At 57.7% G+C, this 23,701-nt stretch carries 24 protein-coding genes and 1 pseudogene; 11 read left to right on the top strand and 14 right to left on the bottom strand.

Annotated elements, in window-relative coordinates:
- Positions 1–83: 83 nt before the first annotated feature.
- Together ahpC and ahpF are read left to right on the top strand one after the other, a co-directional pair.
- Positions 84–647 (top strand): alkyl hydroperoxide reductase subunit C, encoded by a 564-nt coding sequence (gene ahpC / locus GJV78_RS00960; RefSeq protein WP_155106557.1) that lies wholly within the window; start codon positions 84–86, stop codon positions 645–647.
- A gap of 780 nt (positions 648–1,427) precedes the next feature.
- The gene (gene ahpF, locus GJV78_RS00965; protein WP_155106558.1) at positions 1,428–2,993 is read left to right on the top strand and encodes an alkyl hydroperoxide reductase subunit F; all 1,566 of its coding nucleotides are present in this window, start codon (positions 1,428–1,430) and stop codon (positions 2,991–2,993) included.
- A gap of 83 nt (positions 2,994–3,076) precedes the next feature.
- On the opposite strand, the gene uspG is transcribed toward ahpF, so the two are convergent.
- Complete coding sequence (uspG, locus tag GJV78_RS00970) at positions 3,077–3,505, bottom strand: universal stress protein UspG (protein ID WP_155106559.1); 429 nt, start codon at positions 3,503–3,505, stop codon at positions 3,077–3,079.
- A 213-nt stretch (positions 3,506–3,718) separates the two neighbouring features.
- Here uspG and GJV78_RS00975 point away from each other — a divergent pair, with 213 nt between their 5' ends.
- The gene (locus GJV78_RS00975) at positions 3,719–4,957 is read left to right on the top strand and encodes a zinc-dependent alcohol dehydrogenase (protein WP_155106560.1); all 1,239 of its coding nucleotides are present in this window, start codon (positions 3,719–3,721) and stop codon (positions 4,955–4,957) included.
- A gap of 174 nt (positions 4,958–5,131) precedes the next feature.
- On the opposite strand, the gene rnk is transcribed toward GJV78_RS00975, so the two are convergent.
- Entirely contained in the window at positions 5,132–5,542 is a 411-nt protein-coding gene (rnk, locus tag GJV78_RS00980; RefSeq protein ID WP_155106561.1) for a nucleoside diphosphate kinase regulator, read from the bottom strand.
- A gap of 256 nt (positions 5,543–5,798) precedes the next feature.
- On the opposite strand from rnk, the gene GJV78_RS00985 reads away from it, so the two are divergent.
- Both GJV78_RS00985 and GJV78_RS00990 read left to right on the top strand, forming a co-directional pair.
- Positions 5,799–6,629, top strand: coding sequence for an alpha/beta fold hydrolase (locus GJV78_RS00985; RefSeq protein ID WP_155106562.1), 831 nt, complete (start codon positions 5,799–5,801; stop codon positions 6,627–6,629).
- Between the two features lie 92 nt (positions 6,630–6,721).
- A complete protein-coding gene (locus tag GJV78_RS00990; RefSeq protein ID WP_155106563.1) occupies positions 6,722–7,345 on the top strand; it encodes a flavin reductase family protein in 624 nt (207 codons plus the stop codon).
- Positions 7,346–7,364: 19 nt separating this feature from the next.
- On the opposite strand, the gene rna is transcribed toward GJV78_RS00990, so the two are convergent.
- The 7 genes from rna to citC form a co-directional block, all read right to left on the bottom strand.
- On the bottom strand, positions 7,365–8,171 hold the full coding sequence (gene rna / locus GJV78_RS00995; protein WP_155106564.1) for a ribonuclease I: 807 nt from the start codon (positions 8,169–8,171) through the stop codon (positions 7,365–7,367).
- 132 nt (positions 8,172–8,303) lie between these two features.
- Positions 8,304–9,185 (bottom strand): triphosphoribosyl-dephospho-CoA synthase CitG, encoded by an 882-nt coding sequence (gene citG, locus GJV78_RS01000; RefSeq protein ID WP_155106565.1) that lies wholly within the window; start codon positions 9,183–9,185, stop codon positions 8,304–8,306.
- Positions 9,160–9,711, bottom strand: a complete 552-nt coding sequence (gene citX, locus GJV78_RS01005) for a citrate lyase holo-[acyl-carrier protein] synthase (RefSeq protein WP_155106566.1) — start codon at positions 9,709–9,711, stop codon at positions 9,160–9,162. The genes citG and citX overlap by 26 nt, the downstream gene beginning before the upstream one ends.
- A 3-nt stretch (positions 9,712–9,714) precedes the next feature.
- A complete protein-coding gene (gene citF / locus GJV78_RS01010; RefSeq protein WP_155106567.1) occupies positions 9,715–11,247 on the bottom strand; it encodes a citrate lyase subunit alpha in 1,533 nt (510 codons plus the stop codon).
- A gap of 9 nt (positions 11,248–11,256) precedes the next feature.
- Positions 11,257–12,165: a citrate (pro-3S)-lyase subunit beta gene (gene citE / locus GJV78_RS01015; protein WP_155106568.1), complete on the bottom strand. Its 909-nt coding sequence runs from the start codon at positions 12,163–12,165 to the stop codon at positions 11,257–11,259.
- Positions 12,162–12,458, bottom strand: a complete 297-nt coding sequence (gene citD, locus GJV78_RS01020) for a citrate lyase acyl carrier protein (protein ID WP_155106569.1) — start codon at positions 12,456–12,458, stop codon at positions 12,162–12,164. The genes citE and citD overlap by 4 nt, the downstream gene beginning before the upstream one ends.
- Complete coding sequence (citC, locus tag GJV78_RS01025) at positions 12,455–13,531, bottom strand: [citrate (pro-3S)-lyase] ligase (protein WP_155106570.1); 1,077 nt, start codon at positions 13,529–13,531, stop codon at positions 12,455–12,457. The genes citD and citC overlap by 4 nt, the downstream gene beginning before the upstream one ends.
- Positions 13,532–14,087: 556 nt before the next feature.
- On the opposite strand from citC, the gene dpiB reads away from it, so the two are divergent.
- Positions 14,088–15,749 (top strand): sensor histidine kinase DpiB, encoded by a 1,662-nt coding sequence (gene dpiB / locus GJV78_RS01030; RefSeq protein ID WP_155106571.1) that lies wholly within the window; start codon positions 14,088–14,090, stop codon positions 15,747–15,749.
- Positions 15,718–16,395 carry a two-component response regulator DpiA gene (gene dpiA / locus GJV78_RS01035; RefSeq protein WP_155106572.1) on the top strand — a complete coding sequence of 226 codons (678 nt, stop codon included), beginning with the start codon at positions 15,718–15,720 and terminating at the stop codon, positions 16,393–16,395. Before dpiB ends, dpiA begins: the two co-directional genes overlap by 32 nt.
- A gap of 81 nt (positions 16,396–16,476) precedes the next feature.
- Here the strand turns inward: dpiA and dcuC are convergent, their stop codons facing one another.
- Positions 16,477–17,856, bottom strand: coding sequence for an anaerobic C4-dicarboxylate transporter DcuC (dcuC, locus tag GJV78_RS01040; RefSeq protein WP_155106573.1), 1,380 nt, complete (start codon positions 17,854–17,856; stop codon positions 16,477–16,479).
- A 413-nt stretch (positions 17,857–18,269) separates the two neighbouring features.
- Between dcuC and pagP the strand changes: the two genes are divergently transcribed.
- Together pagP and cspE are read left to right on the top strand one after the other, a co-directional pair.
- Positions 18,270–18,824, top strand: coding sequence for a lipid IV(A) palmitoyltransferase PagP (pagP, locus tag GJV78_RS01045; protein WP_167519313.1), 555 nt, complete (start codon positions 18,270–18,272; stop codon positions 18,822–18,824).
- Positions 18,825–19,009: 185 nt separating this feature from the next.
- Complete coding sequence (gene cspE / locus GJV78_RS01050) at positions 19,010–19,219, top strand: transcription antiterminator/RNA stability regulator CspE (RefSeq protein WP_000034826.1); 210 nt, start codon at positions 19,010–19,012, stop codon at positions 19,217–19,219.
- Positions 19,220–19,273: 54 nt separating this feature from the next.
- Here the strand turns inward: cspE and crcB are convergent, their stop codons facing one another.
- Complete coding sequence (crcB, locus tag GJV78_RS01055) at positions 19,274–19,657, bottom strand: fluoride efflux transporter CrcB (RefSeq protein WP_167519299.1); 384 nt, start codon at positions 19,655–19,657, stop codon at positions 19,274–19,276.
- A 92-nt stretch (positions 19,658–19,749) separates the two neighbouring features.
- Between crcB and GJV78_RS01060 the strand changes: the two are divergent.
- Both GJV78_RS01060 and tatE read left to right on the top strand, forming a co-directional pair.
- A pseudogene (locus tag GJV78_RS01060) lies at positions 19,750–20,082 on the top strand (deaminated glutathione amidase); the annotation flags it as partial.
- A 155-nt stretch (positions 20,083–20,237) separates the two neighbouring features.
- On the top strand, positions 20,238–20,441 hold the full coding sequence (tatE, locus tag GJV78_RS01065) for a twin-arginine translocase subunit TatE (RefSeq protein ID WP_155106576.1): 204 nt from the start codon (positions 20,238–20,240) through the stop codon (positions 20,439–20,441).
- A 98-nt stretch (positions 20,442–20,539) separates the two neighbouring features.
- Here tatE and lipA read toward each other — a convergent pair whose 3' ends face one another.
- The 3 genes from lipA to lipB all read right to left on the bottom strand — a co-directional run bounded on the left by lipA (position 20,540) and on the right by lipB (position 23,614).
- Positions 20,540–21,505 (bottom strand): lipoyl synthase, encoded by a 966-nt coding sequence (gene lipA / locus GJV78_RS01070; RefSeq protein WP_155106577.1) that lies wholly within the window; start codon positions 21,503–21,505, stop codon positions 20,540–20,542.
- Between the two features lie 206 nt (positions 21,506–21,711).
- A complete protein-coding gene (locus tag GJV78_RS01075; protein WP_167519300.1) occupies positions 21,712–22,665 on the bottom strand; it encodes a YbeF family transcriptional regulator in 954 nt (317 codons plus the stop codon).
- Between the two features lie 307 nt (positions 22,666–22,972).
- Entirely contained in the window at positions 22,973–23,614 is a 642-nt protein-coding gene (lipB, locus tag GJV78_RS01080) for a lipoyl(octanoyl) transferase LipB (RefSeq protein WP_155106578.1), read from the bottom strand.
- Between the last annotated feature and the right edge of the window lie 87 nt (positions 23,615–23,701).

Consider the following 23,701-nt stretch of genomic DNA (forward strand, 5'->3'; position numbering starts at 1 on the left):
ATTGATTTGATAATGTAAACGCATTAGCCGCGTAGGTGAAATTTCGTTAACTTACATTCAACGAAAACACGGAGGAAGTACAGATGTCCTTAATTAATACCAAAATTAAACCTTTTAAAAACCAGGCGTTCAAAAACGGTGAATTCATTGAAGTCACCGAGAAAGATACCGAAGGTCGCTGGAGCGTCTTCTTCTTCTATCCGGCCGACTTTACCTTCGTTTGCCCGACCGAACTGGGCGACGTTGCGGATCATTATGAAGAGCTGCAGAGGCTGGGCGTAGACGTTTACTCTGTTTCTACCGATACCCACTTTACCCATAAAGCATGGCACAGCAGCTCCGATACCATCGGCAAAATCAAGTACGCGATGATTGGCGACCCGACCGGCGCACTGACCCGCAACTTCGATAACATGCGTGAAGATGAAGGCCTGGCCGACCGCGCCACTTTCGTCGTTGACCCGCAGGGCATCATCCAGGCTATCGAGGTCACCGCTGAAGGCATCGGCCGCGACGCATCTGACCTGCTGCGCAAAATCAAAGCCGCACAGTACGTTGCCTCCCACCCGGGTGAAGTGTGCCCGGCTAAGTGGAAAGAGGGGGAAGCGACGCTGGCTCCCTCGCTGGACCTGGTCGGCAAAATCTAAAATTCACGGCACCTTTCACGCCAGAGCCGCGTTGGCGTCGCCTACGCACCCCGGTCACTTACTTATGTAAGCTCCCGGGGATTTACAGGCTTGCCGCCTTGCTCTGACGCGAAATGCTGGTGAATTTACGGTTTCCGGCACCTTTCACGCCTGAGCCGCGTTGGCGTCGCCTGCGCACCCCGGCCACTTACCTATGTAAGCTTTCGGGGATTTACAGGCTTGCCGCCTTGCTCTGACGCGAAATGCTGGTGAATTTACGGTTTCCGGCACCTTTCACGCCTGAGCCGCGTTGGCGTCGCCTGCGCACCCCGGCCACTTACCTATGTAAGCTTTCGGGGATTTACAGGCTTGCCGCCTTGCTCTGACGCGAAATGCTGGTGAATTTACAACGCTGGTCATGCAAAGAAATAAGGCCCAGGAATTTGGGCCTCTGATAAAGTAAAACAAGGCTGAAACCCTGATCCTTCGTTTTGCTTCTAAGCATTGCTATGAATTTATATTCATTAAAATGCATGAGTGACCAGTATTAAGTGAATTTACGGTTTCCGGCACCTTTCACGCCAGAGCCGCGTTGGCGTCGCCTGCTCGCCCCGGCCACTTACCTATGTAAGCTTTCGGGGATTTACAGACGCGCCGCCTTGTTCTGACGCGGAATAGCTGCCAATGAATTCTTAAACGGGTGCGCTGTGCCCGCTTTATTCCAACACCATGATGCAAGCGCATCCGGGCTGCCTGAACGAGGCCGCTTGCATGATGATGTTTTTTAAGCAGGAGATGATAATGCTCGACACCAACATGAAAACCCAGCTCAGGGCGTACCTTGAGAAACTGACCAAACCCGTTGAGCTGGTTGCCACGCTGGACGACGGCGCTAAATCGGCAGAGATCAAGGAACTGCTGGCAGAAATCGCTGAACTGTCACCGAAGGTGACCCTCAGAGAAGATAACAGCCTGTCGGTTCGTAAACCGTCATTCCTGATTACCACTCCCGGCTCAGACCAGGGGCCGCGCTTTGCCGGCTCCCCGCTGGGCCATGAATTCACCTCGCTGGTGCTGGCGCTGCTGTGGACCGGCGGGCATCCTGCAAAAGAGGCGCAGCCGCTGCTGGAACAGATCCGCGACATCGACGGCGACTTTGAATTCGAAACCTACTACTCGCTCTCCTGCCATAACTGCCCCGACGTGGTGCAGGCCCTGAACCTGATGGCGATACTCAACCCGCGCATTAAGCACACGGCGATTGACGGCGGAACCTATCAGAATGAAATCACCGAACGCAACGTGATGGGCGTCCCGGCGGTTTACGTTAACGGTAAAGAGTTTGGTCAGGGGCGCATGACGCTGAGTGAAATCGTCGCCAAAGTGGACACCGGCGCGGAGAAACGCACGGCGGCAGCCCTGAGCCAGCGCGAGGCTTATGACGTCCTGATCGTCGGCTCCGGCCCTGCCGGGGCGGCGGCGGCGGTCTATTCCGCCCGTAAAGGCATTCGCACCGGCCTGATGGGCGAGCGCTTCGGCGGTCAGGTGTTGGATACCGTGGATATCGAAAACTATATTTCGGTTCCTAAAACCGAAGGCCAGAAGCTGGCCGGCGCGCTGAAGGCCCACGTTGCCGAATACGACGTTGAGGTTATCGACAGCCAGAGCGCCAGCAGGCTGATTCCGGCGGCGGAAGAGGGTGGCCTGCACCAGATTGAGACCGCCTCCGGCGCGGTGCTGAAGGCCCGCAGCATTATTGTGGCCACCGGCGCGAAGTGGCGCAACATGAACGTCCCGGGCGAAGAACAGTATCGCACCAAAGGGGTGACCTACTGCCCGCACTGCGACGGCCCGCTGTTTAAAGGTAAGCGCGTGGCGGTTATCGGCGGCGGCAACTCCGGCGTTGAGGCGGCTATCGATCTCGCAGGGATCGTGGAGCACGTGACGCTGCTGGAGTTCGCGCCGGAAATGAAGGCTGACCAGGTGCTGCAGGATAAAGTACGCAGCCTGAAAAACGTCGATATTATTCTTAACGCCCAGACCACCGAAGTGAAGGGGGACGGGACGAAGGTGACGGGGCTGGAGTACCGCGACCGTATCAGCGGCGACGTGCACAGCGTCACGCTTGCCGGGATCTTTGTGCAGATCGGCCTGCTGCCGAACACCGGCTGGCTGGAAGGCGCGGTTGAGCGCAGCCGTATGGGCGAAATCATTATCGATGCCCGCTGCGAAACCAGCGTCCGGGGCGTATTCGCCGCCGGCGACTGCACCACCGTGCCCTATAAGCAAATTATCATCGCCACCGGCGAAGGGGCGAAGGCCTCCCTCAGCGCCTTTGACTATCTGATTCGCAGTAAAACCGCATAAAAAAAGCAAAGTAAGACAGACCTGCCTGACAAAGAGGCTACCCGACGGGTAGCCTCTTTTTTTTAGCATCGGTCGGCGGCGCGTTAGCGCACCACCAGCACCGGCAGCGTGGCGTGACGCACCACGCTGGAGGCGTTGGAACCGAGCAGATGGGTGGTAATGGACGGATTGCGCGAGCCAATGACCACGACGTCCGCGTTCAGCTCCTGGCCCAGCTCATTTACCGCGTCGCGTACGCTGCCAAAGCGCACGTGCTGCCTGATGCGGGAGGGATCGAGAGTAAAGCGGCCGGTCATCGTCTGCAGGCGGCTTTCCGCCTCGTGCTGCAGATGTTCCTCAAAGCGCCGGACGTCGGCGGCAAAACGGTGCAGGCTCAGGCTGGCCGACCCCGGCAGTACATGGAGAAGATGAATAACGCCCTCCTGCTGCGCCAGGAATTCAGCGTGGCGGATAGCTTTATCGCTCAGCTCCATTTCAAACACATCAACTGGCATAACGATCGTCTTGTACATCTCCGTTTCTCCATCAGTATCAATGCTAAATTCATTCAGCCACAAAATAATATTTCTTTCTGTCGCCTGCCCGGCATTTTTTTATCTCGTCATGTTTTACCGCCCGCCTGCGCCAGGATTAGTCTCAAAGCCGGTCGCGGCCGGAGCTTTCCCCCGCTGCTGACTACCCTTTAAAGACGAAGCTCTTTCTGAGCATTAGCCTGGGGAGGTTGTATGAGAGCACTGACGTACCACGGTCCGCACAATGTGAAGGTGGAGAACGTAGCCGATCCCATCATTGAACAGCCTGACGATATTATTCTGCGTATTACCGCCACCGCCATCTGCGGATCCGACCTGCACCTCTATCGCGGGAAGATGCCTCAGGTTAAGCACGGGGATATCTTTGGTCATGAGTTTATGGGGGAGGTGGTTGAGACCGGTCGGGAGGTGAAGAACATACGGCAGGGCGATCGGGTGGTGATCCCCTTTGTGATTGCCTGCGGCGACTGCTTTTTCTGCCGCCTGCAGCAGTATTCCGCCTGTGAAACGACCAATCCGGGGCACGGCGCGGCGCTAAATAAAAAGCAGATCCCCGCTCCGGCGGCGCTGTTCGGCTACAGCCATCTCTACGGCGGGGTTCCCGGCGGCCAGGCGGAGTATGTGCGGGTGCCGAAGGGCAACGTCGGGCCGTTTAAGGTGCCGCCGCTGCTGTCGGACGATAAGGCGCTCTTTCTCTCCGATATTTTGCCGACCGCCTGGCAGGCGGCAAAAAACGCGCAGATCCAGCGTGGCTCCAGCGTGGCGGTATTCGGTGCCGGGCCGGTGGGGCTGCTGACCATCGCCTGCGCCCGCCTGCTGGGCGCAGAGCAGATCTTCATCGTCGATCACCACGCCTATCGGCTGCGCTACGCCAGCGAACGCTATGGCGCGATCCCGATCAACTTTGATGAGGACAGCGATCCCGCCGAAACCATTATCGGGCAGACGGCGGGCCACCGCGGGGTGGATGCGGTTATCGACGCCGTGGGTTTTGAGGCGAAGGGCAGTACCACGGAAACGGTGCTGGCAACCCTGAAGCTGGAGGGCAGCAGCGGCAAGGCCCTGCGCCAGTGCATTGCGGCGGTTCGCCGCGGCGGCGTCGTTAGCGTGCCGGGAGTGTACGCCGGGTTTATCCACGGCTTCCTCTTCGGCGACGCCTTCGATAAAGGGCTGACCTTTAAGATGGGGCAGACCCACGTTCACGCCTGGCTGGGCGAGCTGCTGCCGCTGCTGGAGAAGGGGCTGCTGACGCCGGAGGAGATTGTGACCCACTACCTGCCCTTTGAGGAGGCGGCGCACGGCTATGAGATTTTTGAAAAACGGCAGGAGGCGTGTCGGAAGGTGATTCTGGTGCCCGGCGCGCGGGACCCCCAGGCGGCGCAGCAGTCGGCGCAGGGGCTGGTGAATGAGATGCCGGACGGGACCGTCTGACGAAGCGGCGTGCCGATAGAGAGGGAAAAGCGTGATTTACCCTCTCTGCGGTCGGCAGCATAAACGCAATTCTTGAGGTAATGGCCTTAAAGTCCTTCGCTCCCGGCGAAGAGGCCAGACGTTTGCCTGCGGTCGCGGAAGGGGCGGGGCCTTCCGCCGGTCGTGCGCCGCAGGCTAGCGCAGAAAGTCGCCCGCCGCCTCAGGCTGGTACTCCAGCTCCAGCACTTCAAGATCTGTGGAGACGCCGCCCGGCAGCTGCCAGTGGATGGCGTCGCCCACCCGCAGCCCCAGCAGCGCCGCGCCAACCGGTGCCATAACCGAAAGCTGCGCGCTGCTGTCGGTCATCGCCGCCGGATAGACCAGGGTACGCACGCGAACTTCGCCGTCGCTGAGGTTACGAAATTTTACCCGGCTGTTCATGGTCACCACGTCGTGCGGCATGGCCTGCGGGGCGCACATCTGGGCGCGATCCAGCTCGGCGTTAAGCGCTGCGGCAACGGGCGTGTCGGCCCAGGCGGGCTGCTCAAGCAGGCGGTCAATACGTTCCGCGTCAAGGTCGTTAATCATAATCGGTGGTCTGGACATGTTTACTCCATGTTGTTGGCAGGGCGCTGGCCGCAGGTTTTTGCAAAAGAAAACCCTCGCCGTCAGGCGGCGAGGGTTTAGCCGTTCCAATAGCGCTGAGGCCGGTGCTCCCGTTGAAGTGATTCAACTCACCTGTGAAGAATACACCGGCGGCGTGCCTTGTGTGAATTTTATGCGAAATCCGCAGGGCGACCTCATATTTGCATTATGCTTTTTAAGCGCTCGCTGCGGGCGCGTTAACCTATCCGGAGTGCTCATGAGCCAGTATGACAAACTGACCTTAAAAGATGGCAGCTATCTGTACTTTAAAGACTGGGGCAGCGGACAGCCCGTCGTTTTCAGCCACGGCTGGCCGCTGACGGCGGACGCCTTCGAAGATCAAATGCTGTTCCTCGCCTCGAACGGCTATCGCGTGATTGCTCATGACCGGCGCGGTCACGGCCGCTCGGCCCAGCCCTGGGAAGGGCACAATATGGATCAGTACGCCGACGATCTGGCCGAGCTGGTCGCCCATCTCAATCTGCAGGAGGCGGTGCACGTGGGCCACTCCACCGGCGGCGGCGAGGTGGCGCGCTATATTGGCCGCCACGGCGTCGGGCGCGTTGCCAAAGCGGTGCTGATTGGCGCGGTAACGCCCATTATGATACAAACCGACTTTAACCCCAACGGCGTGCCGAAAGCGGTCTTTGACAGCATTCGCGAAGGGGTGCTTAACGATCGCGCCGCCTTTTTCTACGAGCTGACCGCCGCTTTTTACGGGGCCAATCGCGACGGGGCGCAGGTATCGAAGGCGCTACGCGAAAGCTTTGTCGAGCAGGGGCTGCAGGGCTCCATCAAGGCGCTATACGACTGCGTGAAGGCGTTTTCGGAAACCGATCTGCGGGCGGATCTGCAAAAAATGACCATCCCGACGCTGGTGATCCATGGCGATGACGATCGGATCGTGCCCATCGAAACCTGCGGCAAAGCGGCGGCGGCGATCCTGCCCGACGCGCAGCTGCGGATCTACGAGGGTGGCTCCCACGGCATCTGCGCCACCCACAAGCGGCAGATCAATCAGGATCTGCTGGCCTTTATTCGCGCATAACGGGCGGCGGATTGCCCGGCGTCGCTCCTCCTTCAGCCGGAGGAGCAGAGCAATTCGCCGCGTTGTCACCCTGAACCCCAACAGAGAGTGCTATGTATTTTTATCAGCCATCCCAGGGACACGGCCTGCCGCACGATCCGCTGAACGCCATTATCGGGCCGCGCCCGATCGGCTGGATCGCTTCGCAGGACGCCGCGGGCCGCCACAACCTGGCTCCCTACAGCTTCTTTAACTGCTTCAACTACCGCCCGCCGATTATCGGCTTCGCCAGCAGCGGCTGGAAGGACAGCGTGCGAAATATCATCGAGACCGGCGAGTTCGTCTGGAACCTGACCACCCGCCGGCTGGCCAGCGCCATGAATGAAACCTCCGCCAGCCTGCCGCACGGCGTGGATGAGTTCCAGGCGGCCGGGCTGGAGAAAGCCGAAAGTCGCCTCGTCAGGCCGCCGCGGGTGGCGCAAAGCCCGGTCAGCTTTGAGTGCCGGCTTTCGCAAAGCCTGCAGCTTACCGCGGCCGACGGCGCGCCGATCGAAAGCTGGCTGGTGTTGGGGGAGGTGGTGGGGGTGCATATTGATGAATCGCTGCTGGAGGAGGGCGTCTACCAGACGGCGAAGGCGCAGCCGGTGCTGCGGGCGGGGGGGCCGTCAGCCTATTACGCCATCGACGAGACCCTGCGTTTCGATCTGGTGCGCCCGGACGCGCAGGCCGGGCGCTAAGTCGTTTTTCCCGACGCCGCTAATAGCCAACCGGGTCGATGAGAAAGCGTTTGCCGCAGTTGCCGGGGTGCGGCTGTGGGGCGAAAGAGTCGGCCGACAGCGGCGCGTTGATGGCCTCCGCCTTCAGCGAGATCTGTATCTCCGTCAGCCAGGCCGGGTTGCCGTGGCAGTTCAGCTTCACCGCCTTCACGCTCTCTTTTCCCCAGCGGCGGGCAAAGGCCGCGTCGAAGGCGCTGCGGCTGACGGTTTTGCCGTAGCTGTCGGCGAGAAACTGCCCCAGCTCGCTGGCCCTGATCTCACCGTTCAGGCGCACCATGGTCATGAAGTAAGCGTCCGGATCGAAGCCAAAGCAGGCACCGTGTTTGGCATATTCATAACGCTCAAGGCAGGAGGAGCCTCCGGCACCGGGCATCGCTTCCCTCAGCTTTGCCGCGCTTTCCAGCGATAGCCCGGTTTCCGGCGCTGCGCACTTGCGGCTGGCGCGCACCTCCGGCAGGTTGGGGAGCGGGCGGGTCGCGCAGCCGTAGCGCATCCAGCGCCGGGCGTCGACGCCGCGGGCGGCGACAGAGGCGGGCAGGCCCGGCCACAGGCCGTGAACGGTCAGGAAGCTTGTCTTGTCGTCGGCCTCTTTTTGCCGGCGGCACTCTTCGGGTTCATGCCGGTTGCGCTCATGCTGGCTCTGACAAAAACCGGTTTGCCAGGAGAGCGCCAGCACATAGCGGTCAAAATCGCCGTACCGCTGCGGCCGCAGTTCGTCGGCCATTGCCAGGGAGAGCGGCAGCAGCACGGCCGCCAGCAGCGCGCGGGTGCGCCATCTTGCTTTCATCAGTTTTCCGCTACGTCTGTAAAGGGAAGAAGGCCCACATTTAACCATAAAAAAGCCCGCCGGGCTTAGCGGGCGGGCGTTTTTCTTGTGCGCCGCTGCGTATATCGGCATCCGCCGGGAGTGAAAAGCGGATTACGCAATCCGGGCTAAAAACCAGGTGACGATCAGCAGATCGGCGCTGCCGCCGGGGCTGAGGTTACGCGCAATGCACTGTCGATCCAGGCGGCGAAGCGCCTCAAGATCGGCAGCGGTGCGAATACCGCCGTTCTCCAGCAGGGCGCGGGCCTGCTGCTGCAGCCAGCGCAGCCCCTGCGCGCCGCCGCGCGAGGCGACGTTGGTATCGCCGTTGAGCGCCATCAGCAGCAGCAGAGTGTCGAGCAGCGCCAGCTCAGGGTCGCGGCCTTCGGCCAGCAGGGCGCGATAGTGGGGCAGGGCGTGGCGGATCACCAGCGGGTAGCCCGCCTCAGCCTCGCCGCGCGCGCCGGTCAGCCCCAGCTGCTGATACAGCCGCTGGCCTGCGGTAAGCTGCGGGTTATTACGGCGCAGCTCGCGCTCGGTCAGGCCGCGGCAAAAGGCGGCGGCGGTGGCGCAGAGCGTTTCCGCGCCGATCGGCTGCTGCAGCTGGTGCAGGCGGCCGATGGCGGCGCAGAGCAGGCCAAGGGAAAAGATGCTTCCTTTATGGGTGTTGACGCCGGCGGTGGCGCGAAACATATCGGCTTCGCAGGCCATGCCCAGCGGGCGTAGCCCGTTCAGCACCGCCTCCGGCGGCAGCTTCGCGCAGCTTGCGCCATATTCGATAAAGCGCGGCAGCCAGGCCTGGATGGCCAGCGCGCTGCGGTGAAAGTCCGCCAGCGCCATGTCTTTATGGGCACCGCAGTTAAAACGATCGACCAGGCCCGGCTTGGGGGAGAGGTTGACCTCGGTCAGCATGGCGCGCCACGCCAGGTGGGCGTAGCCGTCGAACAGCGCCTTTGGCAGGGCATCGGCGTCAGCGGGGTAAGCGGGAATCGGCATCGTGCAGCAGCGCCTCCATTTGGTTGAGTAAATCGGGCAGCGCATGGGTGCGGCCCCGGCCGCATTCGGCGGCGCTCTGTTCGCACAGCAGGCAGCGGCGCGCGGGAAGCGCAAAATGACGGCGGGAGAGGATCCCGCCGTCGGGTGCGATGATGTCGATATCCCACAGCCTTCCCAGAGGATGGTCGCGCTCAAGTTCGATCGTCGCCTGCTTGAGGCTGTGGGCCGGTGCCTCAACGGCAAGCAGCCCCTCCGGCCCGCTTGCCGAAACCTGCGCAGAGTGCTCCCTGACGCGCCACGCCCGCTTTTCCGTCAGCTCCAGCAGGGCCTTTACGCCGTGATTAAAAATCCGGCGGGTCAGCTCACTGTCCTTAACCGGGCCAGGTGCCACCACGGTAAAGGAGACCAGCGGAACCGCGTGGCGCATAAGCCAGGCCTGCTGTCTCGCCTGCCGCTCATCCCGGCTGGTCAGCAGGTCCGGAATAGCAACCGCTCGGCGGGTGGCCTGTTCAGGAAGCAGGTGCATGATTTATTCCTTCACCTGATGCACCACGTCGATGACCGAGCCGTCGCGATAGCGCACGACGGCGACAACGCGATCGGTGAATTCTACCGGACGCGGCTGGCCGGTGAGCTGCTGCGCACGCTCGCGCAGCCACTCAATCGACACCACTTTCATTCCCGCCTCCTTCAGACGCTCCGCCAGCTCCGGACGCGCCGGGTTGACGGCGATGCCGTGGTCGGTGACCAGAATGTCGATGCTGGTGCCGGGCGTGACGCAGGTCAGGACGTTATCTACCAGCGTCGGGATACGCCCGCGCACCAGCGGAGCGACGATGATCGACAGACCCGCCGCCACCGCCGTATCGCAGTGGCCGCCGGAGGCTCCGCGCAGGACGCCGTCAGAACCGGTCAGCACGTTGACGTTAAAGTGCTTATCCACCTCCAGGGCGCTTAACACCACGACGTCAAGACGATCGACCGAAGCCCCCTTAGAACCCCAGTTGGCGTACTGGTTGGCGCTGATCTCAATGTGGTTCGGGTTACGGGCCAGTGATTCAGCGGCGCTGCGGTCAAAGCTCTGTACGTCCAGCAGCTTACGGATCAGCCCTTTTTCATGCAGATCGACGATGGTGGCGGTGATGCCGCCCAGCGCAAAGTCGGCGCGCACGTCGCGGCTGCGCATTTTGTCTTCGAGGAAGCGGGTGACGGCCAGCGAGGCACCGCCGGTGCCGGTCTGCAGCGAGAAGCCCTCTTTGAAATAGCCGGAGTTAACGATGACTTCTGCCGCGCTGCGGGCGATCAGCAGTTCGCGCGGGTTGGTGGTCATCCGGGTAGCGTCGGCACCGATCTTGTCGGCATCGCCGACCCGTTCGATCTGCACGATCAGATCCACCCGATCCTGAGTAATGCTGGCCGGATTATGCGGGTAGGGCAGCAGCTGTTCGGTAAGCATAACCACCCGGCGGGCGCTGTCGGCGTCGACGCGGGCGTAGCCCAGCGAACCACAGCAGGCCTTGCCGGTGTAGCCATTGGCGTTGCCGAAGCGGTCGCAGGCGGGAACCCCGAGGAAAGCAACGTCGATGTTCAGTTCGCCGCTCTGCACCAGGTGTACCCGGCCGCCGTGGGAGTGGATCTGTACCGGCTCCTCCAGCAGGCCGCGGGAGATCTCTTCCGCCAGCGGGCCGCGCAGGCCGGAGGTGTAAATCCGGCTGACCACCCCGTTACGGATGTGGCCGACCAGCGGCGCATGGCAGTCGCTCAGAGAGCTGGAGGCCAGGGTCAGATTTTTAAAGCCCATCCTGGCGATGGCGTCCATGACCAGGTTAAGGGTCAGATCGCCGCCGCGAAACGCATGGTGGAAGGAGATGGTCATGCCGTCCCGCAGGCCGGAGCGGCGGATTGCCTCTTCCAGGCCAGCGCACAGCTTTCCGTCACGCGGCTTTTGCGCCTGCAGGTTCTGCTTGGTGACGGGTTGCCAGGCGGTAAGCGTACCGTCGGCGCGATGGCTCCATGCCGCCGCCCGATCCAGATGTTGGGACTGTTCGTTTTTCTGCGTCATTTTTATGCCTTATTCTTCACGAATGCCGGAAAGTTCTGCGCGGGAGAGCACCAGTCGGGCGCGTTCAATCACCGGGCTGTCAACCATTTTGCCGTTCAGGGAGACGACGCCGAGGCCCTCGCGGGCGGCGGCTTCGGCGGCTTCAACCACCAGACGGGCGTGGTCGACCTCTTTTTGCGTCGGCGCGTAGAGGTTATGCAGCAGATCGATCTGGCGCGGGTTGATCAGCGATTTGCCGTCAAAGCCGAGCTGTTTGATATGGGCCGCCTCCTTCAGGAAGCCGGCCTCGTTGTTGGCATCGGTATAGACGGTATCGAAGGCCTGAATGCCCGCCGAGCGCGCCGCCTGCAGAATGGAGCAGCGGGCGAACAGCAGCTCGGTGCCCTCCGGCGAACGCTCAGTACGCAGGTTGCGCACGTAGTCTTCGGCACCCAGCGCGATGCCGATTAAGCGTTCGGAGGCGTGGGCGATCTCCACCGCGCGGGTAATGCCCAGCGCGGATTCGATGGCGGCCAGCAGGCCGGTGCTGCCCGGCTCCCGGCCGCAGGCTTTCTCAATGCGCAGGATTTCCTTTTCAATATCAATGACGTCCTGCGCGGTGTCGGTCTTTGGCAGGCGTACAATGTTAACGCCGCCGCGCACGACCGCTTCCAGATCGTTAATCCCCCATTCGGAGTCGAGGGCGTTAACGCGCACAATGGTTTCCACGTCCTGATACAGCGGATGCTGCAGGGCGTGATAGACCAGGCGGCGGGCGGTGTCTTTCTCACGCAGGGCCACCGAGTCTTCAAGGTCGAACATCAGCGCGTCCGCCGGATAGATAAATGCGTTGCTGACCATCGCGGCGTTGGCACCCGGCACGAACAGCATGCTGCGGCGGGTGCGGGATTTACGTTGTTGCAGAGCGGCGGAAATCATTGGCGATCCTCCCAGGGCAGAGCCGGAATCCCGGCGGCGCGCGCCAGCAGCGCTTCCAGCCGCGCGCGTAAAATGCAGTCCAGCGCGCCTTTATCATCGACGTTGAGCTGAACGCCGCGCACGTCATAGCGGGCGAGCACCTCCAGAATGGTGGCGCGAATCGCATCGCCAAACTGCTTCTCGACGCTGCTGTTGATCTGCAGGTCGATATCCTGCGTGTCGAGCGGGGCGATGCGTATCATTACGTCGCCTGACTCAAGGGTGCCTGCAACGGCTGCCTGTTTTAGTTTCATTTTTCACCTGTTACTAATGCGGGGGATTTTTGTCGGGCCGTCGCGGCCGCCGGGCTACGTTCAGTCATCGTCTGCAGATAGTGCAGCGTGGCTTCGGGAACCAGCGGCGCGATAGCCGGGAGATCTTTTTTAACCAGCAGCTTGCGCACCAGGGAGGCGGAGATCGGTGTCTCCTGAAAGCGCAGCCGCTCAATTTCCACCAGCTCAATCGGCGGGGCGGGGAGCTCGGGAGTCTCCAGCCAGAAGCGCATATCGCGGTTGTACTGGGAGGTAACGGTGCAAAAAGGCTCTGTACCGACGAAGCGATGCGTTACGCCCAGCGCGGGGGCCAGGTACTGGCGAAATATCTTCAGGTCGATTTCGGTATAGCAATGGTTAATGACGCTCTGCTCTTTAATGAAATAGCAGGGGAAGGTGGCGCGGGAGATGATGTACTCAGAGCCGCGGTGGACGGTGAGACGTGGGATATCTTTTGTCCCCTGCCGCACCAGGTCAAGGCGGTCGTCGTAGGGAAAGCGCGAGGTATCTTCTTTGACCAGGAACAGATGCAGCCAGTCGCAGCGCGCCGCCGCCTGCTGGACCAGATAGCGGTGGCCGTTGGTGAACGGGTTGGCGTTCATCACGATGCAGCCGATTTTTTCCCCGTCCTGGCGCAGTTTGCTCAGCGATTCGGCATAGCGCTTCAGGCGCGTGGCGCTGTTTTCCATCAACACCATAATCCCCGGCACGCTGGTGAGCGTGGAGAAGCCGCACTGCTTAAACAGCGCCTCATATTCCGTTTTGGTGTAGATGAAGAGGTGCGTGCACAGACGCTCGTAGGCAAGGTTGATAAGCTCCGTCGCCAGCGTCAGCGCCAGGCCCTCACCGCGCACCGACTCGCTGATGGCCACGCATTTAATAATATTGCCGGCGATCCCGCCGCAGGCGATGAGACGATCGTCGCGGCTGACGGTAATAAAGACTTCGACGGTGGTATCAACGCTCAGATCGTTTTCCTTCAGAAATTGCGTGATGGCGGCCATCTTTCTATTTTCTGAACGTTTGACTCGTGCAAATACGTTATTACCAAACATGATTATAAGAGTCCTGATGAATTTTTTGTTGCCGGTATTTTGTAATTGTTGTATTGAGTTGCAAATTCATAACTTTTTCTTTTCATTTCCCTGGCATTATAGTTCCGTGCACGCCGAATCCTTTTTTGACGCTGTATCACTATCGTAAGGAGTATTTCGTCGGCGATTTTTGATTTGTTTCACAAAGGCTTATATGAATTTAATAACTTTTATGGTTTTTAGTTTTTTAATTATTTTAAGTACGTTTAAGGCCGTGGATTTAAGTTGTTTAATTGATTTAATGTGGGGAATCTGTAACGATCGGCGCAGGTGTCTCGCGGTAAATAAAAACATTTTTATTACAAATAAGCGCCTGGTCTGTTGGTATAGCCAGCCCGGAGGCGAACGGCGTACGGAAAGCACGGCGTATATAGCGCGCGAGGATCGATTCATTACGTGCCTCTCTCACATGGGGGCGTTTTCGGAGGCGGGCACAGCCGGGGCCGGCAATGGCAGCTGAAATAGCCAAATGGACCAGGTTCTAAACAAAATTGCTGAAAGGCGATCGGGAATAGCGATGTGGAAGCAAAAAGATAAAAAGCCGTTGCCTTTTTTTCGTCAGCTCGCCTTCCCGCTGCGCATTTTTCTGCTGATCCTCGCCTTTTCCGTCCTGACCATAGCCGCCCTGGCGCAATATTTTTCCGCCAGCTTTGAGGACTATTTAACCAGCCATGTCAAGGTCATGGCGATGAACCAGGCGAAAATCATTGCCGCCAATGACGGCATTATCGCCGCCGTTAAGGCCCGGGACACTTCGCGGCTGGCGGCCATCGCCAGAAAGCTGCAGAGCGACACCGACTTTGACTATGTGGTGATCGGTGACCGCCACTCCATCCGCCTTTATCACCCCAATCCGGCCCTGATTGGCCATCCGATGCAGTTCAACAGGCCCGGCGCGCTGGAAAAAGGCGAAAGCTACTTTATTACCGGTGAAAGCTCTATCGGGATGGCGATGCGTGCCAAAACGCCAATATTCGATAGCCAGGGTGAAGTAATCGGTGTGGTGTCGATAGGCTACCTGGTCAGTAAAATTGACAGCTGGCGGCTGGATTTTATTCTGCCGATGGCGGGGGGATTTGTGCTGCTGCTGCTGGTGCTGATGCTGCTGTCGTGGGTGTTCGCCGCCCATATCCGCCATCAGATGATGGGGATGGAGCCGCGGCAAATCGCCCGGGTGGTGCGCCTGCAGGAGGCGCTGTTCAGTTCGGTCTGTGAAGGGCTGATTGCGGTCGATCCGGACGGGGAGATCACGGCGATCAACCGCAGCGCGCGCAAAATGCTCGGGTTGTCCTCTCCCGGCCGCCAGTGGCTGGGAAAACCGATCGCAGAGGTAGTGAAACCGGCCGATTTCTTTACCCGGCAGATCGCCGAAAAGCGCCAGGACGTGGTGGCTAATTTCAACGGCCTGAGCGTGATCGCTAACCGCGAGGCCATTCGCGCCGGCGAGGATCTGCTGGGGGCCATCGTCAGCTTTCGCAGTAAGGACGAAATTTCTACCCTTAACGCCCAGCTTAGCCAGATCAGACAGTATGTAGAGAGCCTCAGGACGCTGCGCCATGAGCATTTAAACTGGATGTCAACCCTCAACGGCCTGCTGCAGATGAAAGAGTACGATCGGGTGCTGGCGATGGTGCAGGGAGAGTCCAGGGCGCAGCAGCAGCTTATCGACGAGCTGCGCGACGTGTTTGCCGATCGTCAGGTCGCCGGGCTGCTGTTCGGCAAGGCTCAGCGGGCAAAAGAGCTTGGCCTGAAAATGACCATCGTCCCCGGCAGCCGGCTGCGGCAGCTGCCTGAGGGGCTGGACAGCACCGAGTTTGCCGCCATCGTTGGCAATCTGCTGGATAACGCCTTTGAAGCCAGCCTTGGGGTGGAGCAGGGGAATAAAACCGTGGAGCTGTTTCTCAGCGATGAGGGGAAGGAGGTGATAATTGAAGTGGCCGACCAGGGATGCGGCGTGCCCACGGCGCTGCGGGAAAAGATTTTTGAGCAGGGGGTAAGCACCCGAACCGATGAGCCGGGCGAGCACGGCATCGGCCTGTACCTGATAGCTAGTTATGTGGGGCGCTGCGGCGGGACGATAACGCTGGAAGATAACGAACCCTGCGGCACCCTTTTCTCTCTGTTTATTCCGAAAGTGAAAAAGAACAATGACGGAACCGTTGACGCTGTTGATCGTTGAGGATGAAACGCTGCTTGCGGAGATGCACGCGGAGTATATTCGCCGGATGCCCGGCTTTAGCCAGATCTGGCTGGCGGGGGATCTGGCGCAGGCCAGAACGATGATTGAACGTTTTAAGCCGGGGCTTATCCTGTTGGATAACTATCTGCCGGACGGCAAGGGCCTTACTCTGCTGCATGAGCTGACCCAGGCGCGCTACCCCGGCGGGGTGGTGTTTACCACCGCCGCCAGCGATATGGAAACGGTCTCTGAAGCCGTACGCTGCGGTGCCTTCGACTACCTGATCAAGCCCGTTGCCTATGAACGCCTCGGCCAGACGCTGATGCGCTATCAGCAGCGTCGGCGGATGCTGGTGGGGAAAGAGAGCGCCAGCCAGCGGCAGATTGATGAGATGTTCAACGCCTACGCCCGGGGTGAGCCGAAAACCGAGCTGCCGACCGGCATCGATCCCCTGACCCTGAACGCGGTTCAGAAGCTTTTCACCGATCCGCAGGTGCAGCACACGGCGGAAACGGTGGCCAGGGCGCTAACCATCAGCCGCACCACCGCCAGGCGCTATCTGGAGTATTGCGCCAGCCATCATCTGATCGTGGCGCAGATTATTCACGGGAAGGTGGGAAGGCCGCAGCGGATTTACCACGGCTGAGAGGGGGCCGGAGCGGGCGCGCGTCCCGTCCGGCGTCTGTTCCGCCCGCGCCTGGCTATGGGCGCGGCGTTTTGTCTTACCTTAGCCGGCGATGGCAGCGGTGCCGGGCAGCATAACTTCGGTTGCAACAATCACAATCAGTAGCCCGATCAGCACCGGTACGGAGGTGCGCTTCACCACCTCGAACGGTGAAATCTTCGCCATCCCCGCCACCGCGACCACCACGCCGGAGACCGGTGAAATAGTGCGCCCGAGGTTCGACGCCTGCAGCATCGGAATAGAGAGGTAGGCCGGGTTAATGCCTGCAGAGTGCGCCAGTTTGGGGATCATCTCCACGAACGCATAGAACGGCGCATTCCCGGAGCCGGTGGTCATGGCCGCCAGCATGGTGAGGATCACCAGCACCAGCATCAGAATGATGCTGGCCGAGCCAAAAGAGGTGGCGATAGAAATCAGGCTCTGAATAAAGCCAATGGTACTCAGGCCCTGGGCAAACACCCCGGCCGCCACCAGCAGCATAACCACCCCGGCGAAGGCGTCCGCCATGCCGCGATAAGCCACTTCCAGACCGGCAAAGACCTTTTGAGTGTTAAAGCCGCGAATAAACTCCAGCACGGCCGCCAGCAGCATACAGATTACCAGAATCGTAATGATGTGCAGCTGCGGACCCCATTTGCCGTCAAAAATCAGTACCCCGATAATCGGCGTGAACGGCAGGATGGCGTAAAACGCCGGGGCGGTGGTGGTGATTTCGCTCACGTCGAGCATTTCATGGCTAATATGCTCTTTTTTATCGAGATAGCGCTGCCAGAAAAAGTGCGCTATTGCCATGCCGATAATGGCGGCGATAGAGATGGGCAGCGTGGTTTTAAAGGCGAAGTCGATCAGCGGCATCTCCGCCGCTTTAGCCGCCAGCACCACGTCTCCTGAGGTAGGAGAGAGAATAATAGCCGCCGGCGAGGCGCAGATCGCTGCCGCCGCGCCGCGGCTGATTCCGACGTTGACCATCACCGGGAACAGGGTTGCCATCAGCAGCACGCCGAGGCCGGTCGCCGAGGAGACCGCCAGCGACATCAGGCAGGCAACAAAATAGGCGGCGATCATCAACAGGTAAGGTGAGTTAATGTAGCGCAGCGGTTTGGAGGCCAGCTTAACAACCATGTCGTTGGCACCGGTATGCGTCATATAGGCGGCAAAGCCGCACAGCATCATGATCATCATGCCGAGATCGCCGCCGCGGCTCATCAGCAGAATCTTAATATATTCCACAATATCCGTGGCGGTATAGCCGGTACTGCTTTCGCTGGCCGGCAGCACCTGGTGGCCCATTAACGCGCTGATAATCAGCAGCACAAGACCACCGACAAACAGTACGCCGGTTGCGGAATATCCTTTAATGATGTAGCGCGCTACACCGATAATAACCACTACCCCAATAAGGAGTTCAAGAAAAGTTAACATTGTTTCCTCTGTCGTATCGACGCCCAGACCGGTAAATGAAAAATAACGCAAAAACAGAAAAAGAGAATGTGCCGAATAAAACGCCGGCGCTCGCTGACGAAAATCAATAAAAGGCCCGATTGAATCAGGCTGCGGTTGTTTTTTAACCACCCGGTGGCAACGTATTCGCCGGGGAAGTGCTAATCAGGTGTTGGATTTGTTTTTTATTTGATAATTTTATGAAAGTAAATGTCACGATGAATGAGTGGCGAATTGCTTAAAAAAAAGAAAAATTAACTTATTGATTTTTATTGTTTTTTATTGTTGTGTGGCAAAAATTGTTAGCAACCTCATTCTTGTTAAAGTTTGATTAATATTTGTGCGGTTAGACTGGCGTTTTTAATTATCTAAGAGCTCATGTTGTCGTGAAGGGTATAAAAAAATACGTTTTTATTTTGCTCGCAGTTATTATCCAGTCAGTAACAGGCTCACGAGCTTTAGCTGAAGGGACAGGCTGGATGAGGACGTTTACGAATAACGTTGCTGAAACCTGGAGACAGCCGGAGCGCGTTGATTTATATATCCCGGCTATTACCTGGCACGCGCGCTTTGCTTACGATAAGGTGAAAACGGATCGCTATAATGAACGCCCCTGGGGCGGCGGATTTGGCCAGTCGCGCCGGGATGAAAAAGGAAACTGGCATGGTCTGTATATGATGGTTTTTAAGGACTCGTTTAATCAATGGGAGCCTATTGGCGGCTATGGCTGGGAGAGCATCTGGCGTCCGTTGCGCAATGAGCATTTTCACCTGGGGCTGGGGTTTACCGCCGCTGTTACCGCCCGGGATAACTGGCGCTACATCCCGGTTCCGGTACTGCTGCCGCTGGCGTCCGTGGGCTATGGTCCGGCAACTTTTCAGATGACCTGGATCCCCGGCACATATAATAACGGCAATGTTTATTTCGCCTGGCTGCGTTTCCAGTTCTGATAGATGAAATTCACATATTCTTATAATGAAAAATCATTAAAATCAACAAGTAAAACAAATTCTCTAAAAAATAACGCGATATTTATCACTTTTTAGGAAAGTTAGACTGGACAAAACCTGGCGCAATTGGTGTACTGATACCCGACACAGCATTTGTGTCTATTTTTCATGTAAAGGTAATTTTGATGTCTAAGATTAAAGGTAACGTTAAGTGGTTTAATGAATCCAAAGGATTCGGTTTCATTACTCCGGAAGATGGCAGCAAAGATGTCTTTGTACACTTTTCTGCGATCCAGACTAATGGATTCAAAACTCTGGCTGAAGGTCAGCGCGTAGAGTTTGAAATCACTAACGGTGCCAAAGGCCCTTCTGCTGCAAACGTAACTGCTCTGTAAGTTAACGTCAGCAGGATTTCAAAACCCGCCAGACGGCGGGTTTTTTATTTGTCTTTAATTTGTCGCCGCGGCGGAAACCAGCCAGAACGCCAGGGCGGTCATTGCCAGTGAACCTGCCAGATTCAGCAGAACGTTCAGTAGCGCCCAGCCTAATCGCCCCTCCTGCAGTAAAAAAAATGCCTCAGCGGAAAAAGTAGAGAACGTGGTTAACCCACCGCAAAAGCCGGTGGTGATGACGACTCTCCACAGGGGATCGATCTGGGGCATACGGCTGAACCAGGCCAGCCCCAGGCCAATGATAAAGGCTCCGGCAAGGTTAGCGGTCAGCGTGCCGACGGGAATCGCCTGATGCAGCGGGTTAAGGCGCATACTTATCAGCCATCTCGCGACGCTGCCCGTCCCGCCGCCGATAAAAACGGCTAAAAGAAGTTGTAACACAGCATAATCCTGGTATTTGATGGGGACATGCGCAGAGTGTAACGCTGAATAATCATCGTTGGCGAGCTGAACCAGATGAGGGGGGAAAAGCCATGTACGTCGCTGTCGGATAATTTGCCGTAGGTCCCGAATGGGTAAAAAATGCGCAGCGCTGCGTATCTCTGATGGCGCAGGCGGCCGGGAGAGGGGCCTCGCTGCTGGCGCGCGACGACGATGATCCCGACCTGTCGGTGAAATCGGCGCAGCTTACGGAGGGGCCATTTATGGCGCGGCTGCTGCAAGAGAGCGCCACAAACGGCATGACCACGGTGCTGACGATCCACGTCCCCTCCACGCCGGGGCGGGGCGCTGGGCGGCGGCAATATTATCGCCCGCTACAGCCTATGCTGCACCTGTATGACGCCTTTTCGGCGTTGGCTAACCGACGCTTTGCGCCACCGCAATTATTATGATGTTTTTTTACGCTAAGCTTGATTCACCTTGTTACAGATTGCTATTGTGTCCGCGCGTCGAATGTCCGTTAATATTCTCAGGTTAATCCGGCGCATTATGCAGCCTGTTTTATGTTAAGAAGGTATCTATGGGTGAAATTAGTATTACCAAACTGCTGGTGATTGCCGCACTGGTTGTTCTGCTGTTTGGTACCAAAAAATTGCGTACGCTGGGTGGAGACCTGGGGTCAGCGATTAAGGGTTTCAAAAAAGCGATGAACGAAGATGACGCGGGTGCCAGGAAAGAGGCCGACAGCGACGTTCAGGTTGAGAAACTCTCTCATAAAGAGTAACCATTTGGTCGGATGCTCGTCTGAATGACTCTGAGTGAGAAAAAACCCGCGATTAAGCGGGTTTTTTTATGGGGAAAGTGTAAGTAATCATTACGCGGTTACTTGACCTCCATTCCTTTCGCCTGCAGGTCAGCGTGATAGGAAGAGCGGACGAACGGACCGCAGGCGGCGTGGGTAAAGCCCATAGCCAGGGCTTCGGCCTTCATTTCCGCAAATTCATCAGGGCTGACGTAGCGCTGCACCGGCAGGTGATGGCGGCTCGGCTGCAGATACTGCCCCAGCGTCAGCATGGTCACGCCGTGGCGGCGCAGGTCGCGCATGACCTCAATAATTTCCGCATTGGTTTCCCCCAGGCCAACCATCAGGCCGGACTTGGTCGGGATCTCCGGATGCGCCTCTTTAAATCGTTCCAGCAGCTTCAGCGACCAGTTATAGTCGGCTCCAGGACGCACCTGGCGATAAATACGCGGTACGTTTTCGAGGTTATGGTTAAAGACGTCCGGCGGCGTGACGGTGAGGATGTCCAGCGCGCGATCCATCCTGCCGCGGAAGTCAGGCACCAGCGTCTCAATTTTAATGGCCGGGCTTTTTTCGCGGATCGCACTGATGCAGTCGGCAAAATGCTGTGCGCCGCCGTCGCGCAGATCGTCGCGATCCACCGAGGTGATCACCACGTAGCGCAGCGCCATATCGGCGATGGTTTGCGCCAGCTTCACCGGCTCGTTAGCGTCCGGGGCGATCGGTCGGCCGTGAGCGACATCGCAGAACGGGCAGCGGCGGGTACAGATAGCGCCGAGGATCATAAAGGTGGCGGTGCCATGGTTAAAGCATTCGGCAAGGTTTGGACAGGAGGCTTCTTCGCAGACAGAGTGCAGACCGTTCTTGCGCATCGCGGCCTTGATACCCTGGATACGGGTGGAGTCCGCCGGCAGCTTTATTTTCATCCATTCCGGCTTGCGCAGCAGGGCTTCACGCTCTGTTGCCACGTTTTTAACCGGGATAAGGGCCATCTTATCGGCATCACGGTATTTTACACCGCGTTCCATCACAATGGGTTTACTCATAGCGTGCATGTTCCAGTTGTGAATAACGTAAGGAGAGCGTTTAATTCAAGTAAATGTTGTATTTATCAACTATTTTTGAATTTTCTACAGGCAGTATAACATTGAAATGGCCCATAAAGCAGCCTGAGGGGGCGGCAAAATGTAAAATAGTTGTTGTTTTGTGCCATTTCGCCAACAGGTTACGCTCTTTACGGCAACATCTATTTTCAAAACGCCTGACGGATAATATCTATCACGTTACTGAGCACCGGGTCGCGGAGACTCAGCTTGTTGTAGTGGAGAGAGAACTCAACCTGCTCGCTGTTTAGCGAAGGACAGGGAAGCCGCTTGAGCGGCCAGCAGGCGCTGAATAACTCAAAAAAGCGTGTCGGCATAATGCCCAACAAATCGCTGTTGGCAATCAGTGACGCAATGGTAAAAATATTATAGCTGCTGAAGCTAATCTGTCGTTCCGGGAAGAGTTCCTGAATACGCTGGTGCAGTGAACTAAAGTTCTGTCCTTCTACCATCAGCAGGGTGTGGTCAACGCGGCTTAGCTTTTCATCAGTGACCGGCGCGTTGAGCGAAGGATGATGCTGGCGGCAGACTAACTCAATCCGATCGCTGAACAACAGGTGGTTCTGTATGGTCCGGCTGCTGTAGTGCTGATTATCAATAATCAGATCCGTCTGGAACTGACTGAGCTGAGCCTCTGCGTCAATCACCGGGATGTTGCGCAGCAGCAGCTGGGGACTGTGCGTTCTGATAGCCTCATAAATAGTCGGGATCACCAGCGCGCCGATGGATGGGGAGGTGCCAATCGTGATCGTCCGCTGTTTGTCATAGCTGCCGGTCAGGTCGAGCGCCCCGAGAATGGATTCCAGCCCCTGGCTGACATACTCATGCAGATGCGTGGCGTAGGTGGTTGGAGTCACCCCCTGTCCTTTACGGATAAACAGCGGGTCGGGAAATATTGACCGTAGTTTTTGAATCGACTGGCTAATAGCGGAAGGAGTGAGGTTGAGTATTTTTGCCGCGTTTACAATGCCCTTATGTACATATACCGCTTCAAAAATAGTCAAAAGGTTAAGATCGATATTGCGGAGGGTGCGGAATATTTGTGGTTTATCGGCGAGATGAAGATCGGTAATAGCGGTATCAGATTGGTTATTATCACTCACGTAAGCGCTCCGGGATATATATATCGTTAATAATAATTGAGAACATATTTGCTGTGTGTATTGTTATTCTCAATTATTGCCTGCTGCGCGTAAAAAATTAACCTCTTTAATAAGTCAAAGCATTCTGCCATCGGGATAGTGCCCACGATAAAATACCCCGGACGGTCGCAGTCCTTGTCCGGGTAAAACTGTTAGCAGTATGAGTTAAGGTAGAACGAAAATATAGAAAGCGGAACCAGATGTAAAGCATTCAAAAGATATATGCTATATGACCCGTAGATCTAGCCGGGTCAAGTTTCTGCCTTATTTAAGCGCTGATGTATTCATAAGGTGGATTATTTAGTTGTGCTAACATGTTAATTAATAGCCGGGGAGCAACGCTTTCCGTGGTGGCGTCATCTTTCCACTGCGCCACTTTAGCCATCTCCATGCCGGCATAGCCGCAGGGGTTAATGCGCAGAAAAGGTGCAAGATCCATATTTACATTCAGCGCCAGGCCGTGGAATGAGCAGCCGCGGCGAATGCGCAGCCCCAGTGAACATATTTTTTTTTCTCCCACGTAGACTCCAGGCGCGTCGGCGCGCGGATGAGCCTCGATATCAAGCTCCGCCAGCGTGTTCACCACCGTCTGTTCCAGCAAAGTAACCAGTTGCCTTACTCCAAGCCTGCGTCGCTTAAGGTTCAGTAAGACATACATCACCTGCTGACCCGGACCGTGATAGGTGACCTGCCCCCCGCGATCGCTCTGTATTACCGGGATATCACCGGGCATCAGGATGTGCTCTGCTTTGCCCGCCTGTCCCTGGGTGAAGACGGGGTGGTGTTCCACCAGCCAGATCTCATCCGGGGTGTGGTCATCGCGGGTATCGGTGAAGTCGTGCATTGCCCGGGATACGGGCTGATAGGGCTGCAGGCCGAGCTGGCGAACCAGAATTTTATCCTGAGACAAAACGGCATCTCCGTAGAGAGTGAATAAACGAAGAAAAAGTATATCACAGCCGGAGGGGGAGGGAGGGCCGACCGGTAACGCCGGGCG

The organism is Intestinirhabdus alba, assembly GCF_009711095.1.
In the GTDB taxonomy this organism is placed as follows: Bacteria; Pseudomonadota; Gammaproteobacteria; order Enterobacterales; family Enterobacteriaceae; genus Intestinirhabdus; species Intestinirhabdus alba.